The 13,598-nt window shown below is 66.8% G+C and carries 14 protein-coding genes; all 14 read left to right on the plus strand.

Annotation, left to right across the window (positions count from 1 at the left end):
* The first annotated feature begins 317 nt into the window (after positions 1–317).
* The 14 genes from infA to glmM all read left to right on the plus strand — a co-directional run bounded on the left by infA (position 318) and on the right by glmM (position 13,559).
* Positions 318–539 (plus strand): translation initiation factor IF-1, encoded by a 222-nt coding sequence (gene infA, locus RIL96_RS09775; RefSeq protein ID WP_310548833.1) that lies wholly within the window; start codon positions 318–320, stop codon positions 537–539.
* A 13-nt stretch (positions 540–552) separates the two neighbouring features.
* Positions 553–666 (plus strand): 50S ribosomal protein L36, encoded by a 114-nt coding sequence (gene rpmJ, locus RIL96_RS09780; RefSeq protein ID WP_261624120.1) that lies wholly within the window; start codon positions 553–555, stop codon positions 664–666.
* A gap of 224 nt (positions 667–890) precedes the next feature.
* A complete protein-coding gene (gene rpsM / locus RIL96_RS09785) occupies positions 891–1,259 on the plus strand; it encodes a 30S ribosomal protein S13 (RefSeq protein WP_310548834.1) in 369 nt (122 codons plus the stop codon).
* 67 nt (positions 1,260–1,326) lie between these two features.
* Positions 1,327–1,728, plus strand: coding sequence for a 30S ribosomal protein S11 (rpsK, locus tag RIL96_RS09790; protein ID WP_261624122.1), 402 nt, complete (start codon positions 1,327–1,329; stop codon positions 1,726–1,728).
* A 150-nt stretch (positions 1,729–1,878) separates the two neighbouring features.
* Complete coding sequence (locus RIL96_RS09795; protein ID WP_310548835.1) at positions 1,879–2,892, plus strand: DNA-directed RNA polymerase subunit alpha; 1,014 nt, start codon at positions 1,879–1,881, stop codon at positions 2,890–2,892.
* A 94-nt stretch (positions 2,893–2,986) separates the two neighbouring features.
* Complete coding sequence (rplQ, locus tag RIL96_RS09800) at positions 2,987–3,535, plus strand: 50S ribosomal protein L17 (protein WP_310548836.1); 549 nt, start codon at positions 2,987–2,989, stop codon at positions 3,533–3,535.
* A gap of 199 nt (positions 3,536–3,734) precedes the next feature.
* Positions 3,735–4,592: a tRNA pseudouridine(38-40) synthase TruA gene (gene truA, locus RIL96_RS09805; protein ID WP_310548837.1), complete on the plus strand. Its 858-nt coding sequence runs from the start codon at positions 3,735–3,737 to the stop codon at positions 4,590–4,592.
* An 81-nt stretch (positions 4,593–4,673) separates the two neighbouring features.
* Entirely contained in the window at positions 4,674–6,185 is a 1,512-nt protein-coding gene (locus tag RIL96_RS09810; RefSeq protein WP_310548838.1) for a sugar porter family MFS transporter, read from the plus strand.
* Positions 6,186–6,367: 182 nt separating this feature from the next.
* Positions 6,368–8,473: a PTS mannitol transporter subunit IICBA gene (locus tag RIL96_RS09815; RefSeq protein ID WP_310548839.1), complete on the plus strand. Its 2,106-nt coding sequence runs from the start codon at positions 6,368–6,370 to the stop codon at positions 8,471–8,473.
* 104 nt (positions 8,474–8,577) lie between these two features.
* Positions 8,578–9,768, plus strand: coding sequence for a mannitol-1-phosphate 5-dehydrogenase (locus RIL96_RS09820; RefSeq protein WP_310548840.1), 1,191 nt, complete (start codon positions 8,578–8,580; stop codon positions 9,766–9,768).
* 297 nt (positions 9,769–10,065) lie between these two features.
* A complete protein-coding gene (gene rplM / locus RIL96_RS09825) occupies positions 10,066–10,515 on the plus strand; it encodes a 50S ribosomal protein L13 (protein WP_310548841.1) in 450 nt (149 codons plus the stop codon).
* 35 nt (positions 10,516–10,550) lie between these two features.
* Positions 10,551–11,051, plus strand: coding sequence for a 30S ribosomal protein S9 (gene rpsI / locus RIL96_RS09830; RefSeq protein ID WP_310548842.1), 501 nt, complete (start codon positions 10,551–10,553; stop codon positions 11,049–11,051).
* 183 nt (positions 11,052–11,234) lie between these two features.
* On the plus strand, positions 11,235–12,122 hold the full coding sequence (gene ppk2, locus RIL96_RS09835; RefSeq protein ID WP_310548843.1) for a polyphosphate kinase 2: 888 nt from the start codon (positions 11,235–11,237) through the stop codon (positions 12,120–12,122).
* A gap of 84 nt (positions 12,123–12,206) precedes the next feature.
* The gene (gene glmM, locus RIL96_RS09840) at positions 12,207–13,559 is read left to right on the plus strand and encodes a phosphoglucosamine mutase (protein WP_310548844.1); all 1,353 of its coding nucleotides are present in this window, start codon (positions 12,207–12,209) and stop codon (positions 13,557–13,559) included.
* Positions 13,560–13,598 lie beyond the last annotated feature (39 nt).

Here is a 13,598-nt window from a genome sequence, read left to right on the forward strand (position 1 = left end):
ATTCTCAGTTGAGGCACCGAAGGCGTTTCGCGGGCATCTTCCGTGAGTCTCGTCGGAGAATTGCCGGGCGCGTCAGAGTCGGGTAGGGTTGACTGCTGGTTGTCTCTGCGCTCCTCTGTGCCCAGGTACGAGTGTGTGGAGACCTCTGACAGCAACTGAACCAGATCCTGTCGCAGCGCGTACGACGACGGCGACGCCATCATCACACAGCCCTGATCGCCCTCGGCGGTGCGACCCGCCGAGCGGGTCGCCCGGGCGGGATGAGGCCTCACCTCGATGCGTCGCTCCGCCGCAGGGTCGCGAACGGTGTGGAGCATATGGGGAAAAAAGAAGGTGTGATCGAGGTCGAAGGTCAGGTGACCGAGGCCCTTCCGAACGCGATGTTCCGCGTGCGTCTGGAGAATGAGCACGTGGTCCTCGCCACCATCTCGGGCAAGATGCGCCAGCACTACATCCGCATCCTCCCGGAGGACCGGGTCGTCGTGGAGATGAGCCCGTATGACCTCAACCGTGGACGTATCGTCTACCGCTACAAGTGATAAGAGGAAAGCCATGAAGGTTCACCCGAGCGCGAAGAAGATCTGCAGCGACTGCAAGCTGATCCGTCGTCGCGGTGTGGTCCGCGTGATCTGCAAGAACCCGCGCCACAAGCAGCGCCAGGGCTGAGCCCACCGGTTCACGGGCCTCCACGGTCCGGGAACCCGCGGGTGAGGCGCCGGCGCAGAGAAACACAGCTCAACAACGCTGACAGCAGCACAGTCCGTCATGAGCTGGACGGACACACCTCCGGTGACCGAGGGCCGGAGACCTGAGAACACGACGTCACCTCCGACGTCGAGGGGCCGTGCTGCTGAAGACCTTCGGTGAAGAGAAAGAGGAGGACTGCCACGATGGCACGTCTGGCAGGTGTCGACATCCCGCGCGAGAAGCGCACGGTGATCGCACTTACGTATATCTACGGCGTCGGCAAGACCCGTGCAGAGATGGCCGTCGAGGCCACCGGCGTCTCGCCGGACACCCGTGTGAAGGATCTGACGGACGACGAGCTGGTCGCCCTGCGCGACTACATCGAGGGCAACTTCGAGGTGGAGGGTGACCTGCGCCGCGAAGTCGCCGCGAACATCCGCCGCAAGGTCGAGATCGGTTCCTACGAGGGTCTGCGGCACCGCCGCGGGCTTCCGGTCCGTGCCCAGCGCACCAAGACCAACGCTCGTACCCGCAAGGGTCCGAAGAAGACCGTCGCAGGCAAGAAGAAGTAGTTTGCGCTGATCGGAGCCGACCACCGGCTCCGCAGCCGATCAGACCAACTCGGAACACGGAGTACCTATGCCCCCCAAGACACGCGCTGCGGCTCGCAAGCCGCGCCGCAAGGCAAGCAAGAACATCACCCAGGGTCAGGCTCACATCAAGTCGACCTTCAACAACACCATCGTCTCCATCACCGACACCACCGGCGCCGTGGTCTCCTGGGCCTCCTCAGGCGAGGTCGGCTTCAAGGGCTCGCGCAAGTCGACCCCGTACGCTGCGCAGATGGCCGCGGAGAACGCCGCCAAGCGAGCGCAGGAGCACGGGATGAAGAAGGTCGACGTCTTTGTCAAGGGCCCCGGCTCGGGACGCGAGACCGCGATCCGCTCCCTGCAGGCCGCAGGCCTCGAGGTCGGCTCCATCCAGGATGTCACCCCGAGCGCCCACAACGGCTGCCGCCCGCCCAAGCGTCGTCGCGTCTGAGCGGCCTTCTCCCAGCACAGGCTCCCCGCCGCCGTCGCACGTCGGAGGCCCGGTTTCACGCCGGGACCGACGTCGTCGGCGCCGGAGGGTGAGCATCACCATCACTCAAGACTGCGTCATATAGCGGATGCACTCTGAAAGGAACCATCAGTGCTCATTGCACAGCGCCCCACGCTGACCGAAGAAGTCGTCGCTGAGACCCGTTCGCGTTTCGTCATCGAGCCCTTGGAGCCGGGCTTCGGCTACACCATGGGTAACTCGTTGCGTCGCACGCTGCTCTCCTCCATCCCGGGGGCCGCGGTGACCAGCATCCGGATCGACGGCGTACTCCACGAGTTCACCACAGTGCCTGGCACGAAGGAGGACGTCACCGAGCTGGTCCTCAACGTGAAGAAGCTCTCGGTGTCCTCCGAGCACGACGAGCCCGTCGTCGCCTACCTCCGCAAGGAGGGGCCGGGAGAGGTCACCGCCGCCGACATCACCGCACCGGCCGGTGTGGAGATCCACAACCCCGAGCTGCACCTGGCCACGCTCAACGACGACGGCAAGCTCGACATCGAGCTGACCGTCGAGCGCGGCCGCGGCTACGTCTCCGCCGCGCAGAACAAGTCGCTCGACGCTGAGATCGGCCGCATCCCGGTCGACTCGATCTACTCCCCGGTCCTGAAGGTCTCCTTCAAGGTCGAGGCCACCCGTGTCGAGCAGCGCACCGACTTCGACAAGCTGATCGTCGACGTCGAGACCAAGCCGGCCGTCACCCCGCGTGATGCTCTGGCCTCGGCCGGGACGACTCTGGTCGAGCTGTTCTCCCTGGCCCGCGAGCTCAACGTCGCCGCTGAGGGCATCGAGATCGGCCCCTCGCCGACCGATGCCGCCCTGGCTGCGGATATGGCCCTGCCGATCGAGGACCTCGAGCTGACGGTGCGCTCCTACAACTGCCTCAAGCGGGAGGGCATCCACACCGTCGGTGAGCTGGTGGCCCGTTCCGAGGCCGACCTGATGGACATCCGCAACTTCGGTGCGAAGTCCATCGACGAGGTCAAGGACAAGCTGACCGAGCTGGGTCTGTCCCTGAAGGACTCGCCGGCCGGTTTCGACCCCAGCGCCGCACGCTTCCAGGAGGCTGGCGACGAGGACTACGCCGAGGGCGAGCAGCAGTACTGAGGCCCTGGTCGCCTCATCGACTGCGGCACATGACACGAACCGCGCCCACGCCTGATGGCGGGCCTGTGGCGCATCATCCAAGGAGAACGAGACCATGCCTACCCCGAGCAAGGGACCGCGCCTGGGCGGAAGCCCGTCGCACGAGAAGATGATGCTGGCGAACCTCGCTGCCAGCCTGTTCGAGCACCGCTCGATCACCACCACTGTGACCAAGGCCAAGCGCCTGCGTCCCTACGCCGAGCGGCTGATCACCGAGGCGAAGAAGGGCGACTTGGCGGCCCGCCGTCGGGTGGTCGGCAAGATCAGCGCGCAGAACGCCACGAACCAGGCGATCGTCCACGAGCTGTTCACCTCGATCGCTCCGGCGATGGCCGAGCGTCACGGTGGTTACACCCGTATCACCAAGATCGGCAACCGCAAGGGCGATAACGCTCCCATGGCCGTGATCGAGCTGGTCATGGAACCGGTGTCCCCGAAGCAGGCTGTGGTGCAGCAGGCCGAGCAGACGGCGGCCGCACAGGCTCCGGCTGAGGAGACCGTCGAGGAGGCCCCGGAGCAGGAGGTCGTCGAGGAGGCCCCGGAGCAGGAGACTGCTGAGGATGTTCCGGCCGAGGACGTCACCGAGGAGCAGGACGAAAAGTGACGCCGTCGCCGTCGGACTGATCCGGCAGTGAGCTCTGCAGTACGAAGGGCGCCCCGATCCGCAGAGGACGGGGCGCCCTTCCTATGTCCACCCCAGCCCCACCCGGTATCGAGAATCCCTGGCTTTGTGAGTAATCCCGCTGTATGTACCCAGGGATAACTCACAAAGCCAGGGATTCTCGATAGGTAGGGTGGTGGCTATGAGTCCAGCTGCGGAGGGGTCCCCGGTGCGTGTGCGCTTGGACCTCGCCTACGACGGCGGCGCCTTCCACGGCTGGGCCGCGCAGCCCGGACTGCGCACAGTCGAGGGCGTGCTCTCTGAGGCACTGGCCACTCTGATCCGCCGACCGGTCAAGCTGACCGTCGCCGGACGCACCGATGCCGGGGTCCATGCCGCACAGCAGACCGTCCACGTCGATCTCACCGACGCCGAATGGCAGGGCCTGCCACGGCGCAGCGCCGAGGACCCGGCCACTGTGCTCATCCGGCGGCTCAGCGGTGTACTCGCCGGTGAGGACGGCGCCGTCGTCGTCTATGCCGCCCAGCGCGTCGGCACTGATTTCGATGCACGTTTCGCGGCGCTGAGCCGCCGATACATCTACCGGATCGCGGATCACCTCGAGGCCCGGTCCCCGCTACGCCGAGCAGACACCGCCTGGCACCGCCAACGGCTCGACGAACTGCTGATGCACGCCGAGGCCGCTTCGGTGCTGGGCCTGCACGATTTCGGCAGCTTCTGCCGCCCGCGTGAGACCGGTACTACGATCCGCCAGCTGCAGGAATTCACCGTCCGCCGCGACACCGACGGCGTCATCCGCGCCGAGGTGACCGCTGATGCCTTCTGCCACCACATGGTCCGGGCGCTGGTGGGCGCGGTGATGGAGGTGGGGGAGGGCCGTCGCAGCCCCGGATGGCTCGCTGAGCGGCTCGAGACACCCAGCTGGGATGAGAAGGTGCGGCTCGCTCCGGCCCGGGGGCTCACATTGGCGGGTGTGGAGTACCCGCAGGCGGATCAGCTCGCGGCACGTACGGCGCAGACCCGGGCGGTGCGTCGCTGAGCTGCCCTGACGTGCGCTAAGGTGTCTGGGCCGACGAGATCGTCGTAGAACAGATCGTCGCAGAGCGAAGGCGAGGTCCTCATGAACACCCACTCCCACATCGGCGCAGGATCCGGGGCCGGTGACGGCACGAGCCCAGGCGCAGGCCGCAGCTCAGACAACGACTCCGGTGCAGTAGGCGCCGTCGTCTGGGTCGTCATGGTGGCCGCTTTCGGCGGCTTCCTCTTCGGTTTCGACACCGCCGTGATCAACGGCGCGGTCGGCCCCATCCAGGAAGTCTTCGGCCTCACCGACGTCATGCTCGGCTTCACGGTGGCCTCTGCGCTGCTGGGCTGCATGATCGGCGCCTGGGTGGGCGGCTCGCTGGCGGACCGGATGGGCCGCGTCCGGGCGATGCTCATCGCCGCGGCGCTGTTCTTCCTCTCGGCCGTCGGCTCCGGCCTGGCCTTCACCGAATACGACCTCGTCCTCTGGCGTGTCCTCGGCGGTGTCGGCGTGGGGATGGCCTCGGTGATCGCCCCGGCCTATATCGCTGAAGTCGCCCCGGCCACTTTGCGCGGACGGCTCGGTTCGATGTGGCAGATGGCCATCGTCGTCGGGATCTTCGGTGCGGCGCTGTCCAATGCGCTGCTGTTGAACATCGCCGGTGGTGCGGGCCAGACGCTCTGGTTCGGTCTCGACGCCTGGCGCTGGATGTTCCTCATGGAGGCCTTCCCGGCGCTGATCTATGGGCTGCTGGCCACCTCCATCCCGGAATCGCCGCGCTATCTGGTCGCACGCGGTGACGAGGACCGGGCGGCCCAGGTGCTGCGGCAGGTGGTCGGGCTGCGCGGTGAGCAGGAGGTCCAGGCGAAGATCGCCGAGATCGCGCGGACCATCAACAGGGAATCCCGACAGCGTCTGCGTGATCTGCTGGTGGGCGGGAAGCTGATGCCCATCGTGTGGGTGGGTCTCGGTCTGGCGGTCTTCCAGCAGTTCGTCGGCATCAACGTGATCTTCTACTACTCCTCCACGCTGTGGCAGTCGGTGGGGATCCCGGAGGACCAGTCATTCCTCATCCAGGTCATCACCGCCACGGTGAACATCCTGGCCACGGTGGTCGGCATCCTCATCGTGGACAAGGTCGGACGGCGCATTCCGCTGCTCGTCGGTTCAGCCGGGATGGCGGTGACCTTGGGCATGATGGCGGTGGCCTTCTCCCAGGCACAGGTGGCCGGTGACGCCGGCGCCGGCGACGCCGCGGTGACCCTGCCCGAGCCCTGGGGCATCATCGCGTTGGTCTGCGGCAACCTCTTCGTCCTGTTCTTCGGTGCCACCTGGGGTCCCTTCATGTGGCTGCTGCTGGGAGAGATGTTCCCCAACCGGATCCGTGCCATGGCTGTGGGAGTGTCGGCGGCGGCCAACTGGGCGGCGAACTTCATCATCTCCACGATCTTCCCCGCGATGGCCGGGTTCTCCCTGGTCTTCGCCTACGGGTTCTACGCGGTCTCGGCGCTGCTGTCGCTGGTGTTCGTGCTGCTGTGGGTGCCCGAGACCAAGGGTCGTGAGCTTGAGGACATGTCCGATTCCGCCTTCCGCCGCAGCGGGCGCTGAGCACCGCACACTGCGTCGCGGAACCCGCGGGATGATCGCCTGACCGGCGGTGATGGCTGCGATTCGGATGCTGGTGGCGGTGCTCCGCGCGGTCTACCATGAGGACCGACGAGACCTACGGCGGGGATGCCACCGTTCGGTATGGCGGAGCAGCCGTGCCGCAGAGGATGAAAGGCGGCGTGATGACGGCAACAGCTTCTGAGGCTTCCGCTCAGACGGAGTCCCGGGGCGGAGCGCGGGTTCTGATCCAGCGTTTCGGCTCCTTCCTCTCGGGCATGATCATGCCCAATATCCCGGCACTGATCGCCTGGGGGATCCTCACCGCGTTCGTCATCCCGGACGGCTTCACCCCGAACGAGGGGCTGGCGACGATCGTCGGCCCGATGATCCACTATCTGCTGCCGCTGCTGATCGCCATGCAGGGCGGTCGGATGATCTATGAGGCGCGTGGTGTGGTCGTCGCCGGTATCGCCACCTTCGGCGTGATCGCCGGTTCGGACTGGCTGATCCTGCAGCAGTACGGCGATGAGGCGGGCAACTATCAGATCCACATGTTCATCGGTGCGATGATCATGGGGCCCTTGGCCGCCTGGGTGATGAAGAAGCTCGACGGGCTGTGGGAGGGCAAGGTCCGCTCCGGCTTCGAGATGCTGGTTAACATGTTCTCCGCCGGTCTGACCGGGTTCTTCCTCGCCGTCGGCGGGTTCTACCTGCTGGCTCCGGTGGTCAACTGGCTGATGGAGGTGCTCGGCCGCGGTGTGGAGTGGTTGGTGGACACCGGTCTGCTGCCGCTGACCTCGGTGATCATCGAACCGGCCAAGGTCTTCTTCCTCAACAACGCGATCAACCACGGTGTGCTCACTCCGCTGGGGGTCGCCGAGTCGGCCGATATGGGTAAGTCGGTCCTGTTCATGCTGGAGGCCAATCCCGGCCCGGGTGTCGGGGTGCTCATCGCCTATACCGTCTTCGGCGTGGGCGCCGCGAAGGCGACGGCTCCGGGTGCCGCACTGATCCAGTTCGTCGGCGGCATCCACGAGGTCTATTTCCCCTATGTGCTGATGAAGCCGGCTCTGCTGCTCGCCGTCGTTGCCGGCGGCGCCTCGGGCGTGGCGGTCAACGTCGTCTTCGACACCGGGCTGCGCGGCCCCGCCTCGCCGGGGTCGATCCTCGCGATCGGGGCGCAGACCGCTGCTGGAGACTACCTCGGGGTGATGCTCTCAGTGGTGGTTGCCGCCGGTGTGAGTTTCGCCGTGGCTGCGCCTATCCTGCTCGCCTCACGCCGCCGTGACCTGGCTGCCGGTGGCGATCAGTTCTCCGAGGCGGTGGCGAAGACGGAGGCGAATAAGGGCAAGTCCTCTGAGGCGCTGTCCGGGCTGGCCGCAGGCGCGGGTTCCGGCGCGGCGGCTCTGGGCACCACCGTCCCGACGAAACGGATCGAGACCATCATCTTTGCCTGCGATGCGGGTATGGGCTCCTCGGCGATGGGCGCTTCAGTGCTCAAGCGCAAGCTCAAAGAGGCCGGGATCACCGACGTCGCTATCTCGAACAAGGCGATTCCCTCGTTGCCGGGGAACACTGATCTGGTGGTCACCCAGCAGCAGCTCACGGACCGGGCCAGGAGCCGTGAGGCCGAGGCTGTGCATGTCTCGGTGGACAGCTTCATGGACGCCCCGGAGTACGACGACATCGTGCGGCTGGTCCAGGAGTCCCGTGAGGATCAGGGATCAGCAGCGCATCAGGCGCCAGAGGACCGGACGGCCACCGGGGAGGCTCAGACCGCTGTAGTCGCACCGGAGGCCGGCAACACTGAGCAGGTACCTCAGGATGGGCAGGTACCGCAGAATGTGCAGGCACCTCAGGATGTGCTGACTCTGGACCGGGTCCGCATCCACGCCGGGGCGGCCACTCAGGAGCAGGCACTGACCGAGGCGGCGGACATGCTGGTCGAGGCCGGGGCGGAGACTTCGGACTACCTCGAGGCGATGCGTCGCCGGGAGGAGACCGTCTCTACCTTCATGGGCAACGAGCTGGCCATCCCGCACGGCACCAACGACGCCAAAGAAGCCGTGCTCGCCTCGGCGCTTACCGTCTCCCGCTACGACGGCGGCGTCGATTGGGCGGGCAAGCAGGCGACGTTCGTCGTCGGGATCGCCGGTGTGGGCAAGGAGCACCTGACGATCCTGTCCAAGATTGCGCGGCTCTTCTCCGATAAGGAGGCGGTGCAGCGGCTGAAGGCTGTGGAGACCGAAGAAGAGCTGCTGGAGATGCTCAACGCGGTCAATGACTGAGTCCAGGCGGCGGATGCGTCACTGCCATATATGAGCAGAGATGCGGGCAGAGGTGTGAGCAGAGATGCGGGCAAGGGGACCAGCGCACAACGGGAGGAGTTCAGATGAGCAGCGCAGCGACAACGACGACCAAGACGGCGGTGCACTTCGGGGCCGGGAACATCGGACGGGGCTTCGTCGGACAGCTGCTGCACCAGGGCGGCTACCGAGTGGTGTTCTCCGACGTCGCCGCGCCACTGGTGCAGGCCCTGCAGGAGGCTGACTCCTACACGGTCCGCGAAGTCGGTGAGGGCGGCGCTGACCACGTCATCACCGACTTCACCGCGGTGAACTCCGCGGAGGATCCCGAGCGGGTGGCCCGGGAGATCGCTGCTGCGGAGGTGGTGACCACTGCCGTGGGTCCGACGGTGCTGCGGTTCATCGCCCCGCATATCGTCGCAGGTCTGGAACTTCGTGATCCCCAGGCCGCACCGCTGCAGGTCATGGCCTGTGAGAATGCTATCGGCGGCACCGATCAGCTGCGCGGGTTCATCGCTGAGGCGGCAGGGCAGCGCTGGGCCGAGCTGGACTCTCGGGCGGTGTTCGCCAACACTGCCGTCGATCGGATCGTCCCCGGTCAGGGCCCTGCCGAGGGGGCTGCGAAGCGTGGCGGCGAGGCGATCGACGTGGAGGTCGAGCCCTTCTTCGAATGGGCCATCGAACGCGGACCCTTCGGTCAGCACTTGCCGCAGATCCCCGGCGCACATTTCGTCGATGACCTCGGCCCCTACATCGAGCGCAAGCTCTTCACGGTCAACACCGGCCATGCCGCTGCCGCCTACTTCGGTGCGCAGGTCGGGGCGGGCACCATCGCTGAGGCGCTGGACGATGAGCGGGCCGCCGCCGGGGTGGCCGCAGCGTTGGAGGAGACCTCAGCACTGCTGGCGCAGAAGCACGGTTTCAGTGCTGAGGATCTGGCCCAGTACCGGGCGACCATCCTGGATCGCTTCCGGAACCCGGCCCTGCCGGACACGGTGGATCGGGTGGGGCGGCAGCCGCTGCGCAAACTCTCGCGGCACGAGCGGTTCATCGGTCCTGCCGCTGAGGCTGCCGAGCGGGGGCTGTCGACGACGGCTCTGCTCGCTGCCGTCGGTGCGGCCCTGGCCTTCCGCTCCGAGGATGAGCAGTCGGTGGAGCTGGCACGGCTGCTCGAGGAACTGCCGGCAGAGGCCCTCGTCGAGCAGGTCACCGGTCTGAGACCTGAGCATCCGCTGTATTCGGCGGTGCGTGCAGAGGTGGCCGCGGCGCAGGGCTGAGGCCGGTGCAGGTGCTCCGGCGGCCGTCGCGTTGCTCCGAGGGCACCGCACCGGTATAGTAGATCTCTGTTGTGCGTGTCCACTCTCGGGCGCACCTGTGTCGAGGCGGCTCGTTGCATGGCCATCAAGCCTCCATAGGGGTCCGGAGCCTAAGGGCCCGGCATCTTCTCAGCCCTCACCTGGGAAGCCGGACGGCACACTTGCGAAGAACCGGTTCTTCGTCGGAATTCGGGGCGCTCTCACACGTCCCGGCCCGATGAGACCGACCGTAGAACACCGACCGAAGGCATCAACACCGTGCGTACGTACACCCCGAAGTCTGGCGACGCCGACGCTCAGTGGCACATCATCGACGCCACTGACGTTGTGCTCGGCCGCCTCGCCAGCCAGAGCGCCGCCCTGCTGCGCGGCAAGCACAAGCCGACGTTCGCCCCCCATCAGGACATGGGCGACTTCGTCATCATCATCAACGCCGAGAAGGTCGCCGTCACCGGCGATAAGGGACGGAAGAAGCGCTACTGGCGTCACTCCGGCTTCCCCGGCGGGATCCGGTCCCTGAGCTTCGACGAGATGGTCGAGCGTCACCCGACCCGCGCGGTCTACCAGGCCGTGAAGGGGATGCTGCCGCACAATAAGCTCGGCGCCGCTCAGCTGAAGAAGCTGCGCGTCTACGCCGGCCCGGAGCACCCGCACGCGGGGCAGCAGCCGAAGCCGTTCGAGATCAGCCAGGTCGCTCAGCAGTCCTGAGCCGCACCGATACGAGAAGATTTCCAAGGAGAACCGTGGCTCAGAACACTGAAGAGCTCACCGAGACCGAGGAGCTGTCCAGCTACACCTCGGAGTCCGCAGCAGCCCCGGCTGAGACCGGCGAGAGCACTGAGCGTGCCCCGCTGACCGTCGGCGGTGCCGCCGTCGGCCGTCGGAAGAAGGCCCGCGCCCGTGTCCGTCTGGTCCCCGGCTCCGGAAGCTGGAGCATCAACGGACGCAGCCTGGAGGACTACTTCCCCAATAAGCTGCACCAGCAGGAGGTCAACGACCCCTTCACCCTGCTGGGTCTGGAAGGCGCCTACGACGTCATCGCCCGGATCGACGGCGGCGGCCCCTCCGGTCAGTCCGGTGCCATGCGGCTGGGCATCGCCCGCGCACTCAACGGCATCGACCGTGACCACAACCGCCCGGCGCTGAAGAAGGCCGGCTTCCTCACCCGTGATGACCGCGCGGTGGAGCGGAAGAAGGCCGGTCTGAAGAAGGCCCGTAAGGCTCCGCAGTACTCGAAGCGCTGATCCCGCCGGTCCGTGAGGCCGAGGCAGGATCCCGCATGGCACCCCGTCGCTCCGTCAAAGGAGCGGCGGGGTGCCTTCGTCGTGGGCCGGGGCGGCCGGACGCGGAGCGAGCGGACATATACTTGAAAGGCACCTGATGCGCGCCACGGTGTACCTCGTCACTCGTTCTCACCAGGGGGTTCCATGGAGGAAGCCGGTCACCACGAACAGCACCTCGCCTATTACGGCGGCGCCTCGCTCCCCGCGCCGGACAAAGAGGCCTGGCGTGAGGGGTACCCGTACCAGACCAAACTGCGCCGGGCCACCTATGAGAAGCGCAAACGGGCGCTGCAGATCGAGCTGCTGAAGCTGCAGCGCTGGGTCAAAGACTCCGGCGAGAAGGTGCTCATCATCTTCGAGGGCCGTGACGCCGCCGGCAAGGGTGGGGCCATCAAACGGTTCCATGAGCATCTGAACCCCCGAGGCGCTCGGATCGTCGCCCTGGACAAGCCCACTGACACAGAACGCAGCCAGTGGTACTTCCAGCGGTACATCGAACACCTGCCTTCCGGCGGGGAGATCGTCATGATGGACCGCTCCTGGTACAACCGGGCCGGAGTCGAGCGGGTCATGGGCTACTGCACGCCGAAGCAGTATCTGGAGTTCATGCGTGAGACTCCGGAGCTGGAGCGGATGCTGGTCAACTCCGGCATCCGGCTGTTCAAGTTCTGGTTCTCCGTCTCCCAGAGCGAGCAGCTAGCCCGCTTCGCCTCCCGGCAGACCGACCCGGTGCGCCGCTGGAAGCTCTCGCCGACGGATATGGCCTCACTGGACAAATGGGATGACTACACCGCCGCCAAAGAGGCGATGTTCTTCTATACCGACACTGCCGCCGCCCCGTGGACGGTCATCAAATCCAATGACAAGAAGCGTGCCCGGCTGGAGGCCATGCGGTGCGTGCTCAATGCGGTGCCGTATCCGGACAGTGATCCCGCGGTGGTGCACACGCCGGACCCGCTGATCTGCGGGCCGGCTTCGGAGCTGTCGGAGAACGGGGAGACGCTGGGCTCGGCGTTCCCGCACGCGCGCTGAGCACATCGGCTGAGCCCGCCCAGTCGTGGCCATGACCCGTGGCCGCTGCCTGCACCGCTGAGAACCGCTTACACTGGACGAATTATGCCAAGACTCTTCGGAACCGACGGAGTTCGTGGGATGGCCAATGGGCTCATCACCGCCGAGCTCGCCCTGCAACTCTCTCAGGCCGCCGCTGTGGTGCTCGGCCATCGTCGCGCGGAGCCCGGGCGACGTCCGGTGGCCGTGGTCGCCCGAGATCCCCGGGTCAGCGGAGAGTTCATCTCCGCGGCAGTGGAGGCCGGACTGGCCAGCGCCGGTGTGGACGTCCACGACGCCGGCGTCCTGCCCACCCCCGCCGCAGCCTTCCTGGTGGCTGACTCCGGCGCGGACTTCGGGGTGATGATCTCCGCCTCGCATAACGCCGCCCCGGACAACGGCATCAAATTCCTGGGCCGGGGCGGCCATAAGCTCGAGGATGCGGTGGAGGACGAGATCGAGACGGAGATGTCCGCGCAGCCGCAGCGCCCCACCGGCGCCGACGTCGGCCGGATCCGCCGGTTCTCCGACGCCGAGGACCGCTATGTGGTGCACCTGCTGAAGTCGCTGGGGGAGACTTCGCTGCGCGGGCTGAAGGTCGTGTTGGACTGCGCCCACGGCGCCGCCTCCGGCTGTTCCCCGCAGGCGTTCACCGATGCCGGGGCTGAGGTCGTGGTCATCGGTGCGGACCCGGATGGGCTCAACATCAACGACGGATACGGTTCCACCCATCTCGAGCGTCTGCGTGAGACGGTCCAGGAGCAGGGCGCGGACCTTGGCATCGCCCACGACGGCGACGCCGACCGTTGCCTGGCCGTGGACCACACCGGTGAGGTCGTCGACGGTGACCAGATCATGGCAGTGCTGGCGCTGGCGCTGAAGGAGCGGGGCGAACTGCGCGATGACACGCTGGTGGTCACCCTGATGAGCAACCTGGGACTGAAGCTCGGCATGCAGGCCGCCGGTATCCAGGTGGTGGAGACCGCAGTGGGGGACCGGTACGTGCTGGAGAGCATGCGCGCCGGGGGCTACTCGCTCGGCGGCGAGCAGTCAGGACACCTGATCCTCGCTGACTATGCCACCACCGGAGATGGGCTGCTCACCGGACTGCAGCTGGCCTCCCGCGTCGCCGCGACCGGAACCTCGCTGCGAGAGCTGACGGCCACGGCCATGGAGCGCCTGCCCCAGGTGCTGGTCAACGTCGCCGGGGTGGACAAGGCACGGGCGAAGACGGACGAGCAGGTTCAGCAGGCCGTGCGTGAGGCCGAGGCCCGCCTGGGCGAGGCCGGCCGAATCCTCTTGCGGCCCTCCGGTACGGAGCCCTTGGTGCGGGTGATGGTGGAGGCGCGCAGCGCCGACGACGCCCGGGATGAAGCCCAGGTGCTGGCGGAGGTCGTCCGACGGGAACTGGCCCTGTAGCGGTGGACGACGAGCTGCGGGTATGGACGCGGAGGGCTC

The organism is Nesterenkonia aerolata, assembly GCF_031470965.1.
GTDB classification, from domain to species: domain Bacteria; phylum Actinomycetota; class Actinomycetes; order Actinomycetales; family Micrococcaceae; genus Nesterenkonia; species Nesterenkonia aerolata.

Bases quoted from the DNA above. Each gene is read 5' to 3' on its own strand.
- ppk2 (WP_310548843.1), top strand. From the start codon at position 11,235: ATGGAGGAAGCCGGTCACCACGAACAGCACCTCGCCTATTACGGCGGC.
- infA (WP_310548833.1), top strand. From the start codon at position 318: ATGGGGAAAAAAGAAGGTGTGATCGAGGTCGAAGGTCAGGTGACCGAG.
- truA (WP_310548837.1), top strand. From the start codon at position 3,735: ATGAGTCCAGCTGCGGAGGGGTCCCCGGTGCGTGTGCGCTTGGACCTC.
- rplQ (WP_310548836.1), top strand. From the start codon at position 2,987: ATGCCTACCCCGAGCAAGGGACCGCGCCTGGGCGGAAGCCCGTCGCAC.
- rpsK (WP_261624122.1), top strand. From the start codon at position 1,327: ATGCCCCCCAAGACACGCGCTGCGGCTCGCAAGCCGCGCCGCAAGGCA.
- RIL96_RS09810 (WP_310548838.1), top strand. From the start codon at position 4,674: ATGAACACCCACTCCCACATCGGCGCAGGATCCGGGGCCGGTGACGGC.
- glmM (WP_310548844.1), top strand. From the start codon at position 12,207: ATGCCAAGACTCTTCGGAACCGACGGAGTTCGTGGGATGGCCAATGGG.
- RIL96_RS09820 (WP_310548840.1), top strand. From the start codon at position 8,578: ATGAGCAGCGCAGCGACAACGACGACCAAGACGGCGGTGCACTTCGGG.
- RIL96_RS09815 (WP_310548839.1), top strand. From the start codon at position 6,368: ATGACGGCAACAGCTTCTGAGGCTTCCGCTCAGACGGAGTCCCGGGGC.
- rpmJ (WP_261624120.1), top strand. From the start codon at position 553: ATGAAGGTTCACCCGAGCGCGAAGAAGATCTGCAGCGACTGCAAGCTG.
- rpsM (WP_310548834.1), top strand. From the start codon at position 891: ATGGCACGTCTGGCAGGTGTCGACATCCCGCGCGAGAAGCGCACGGTG.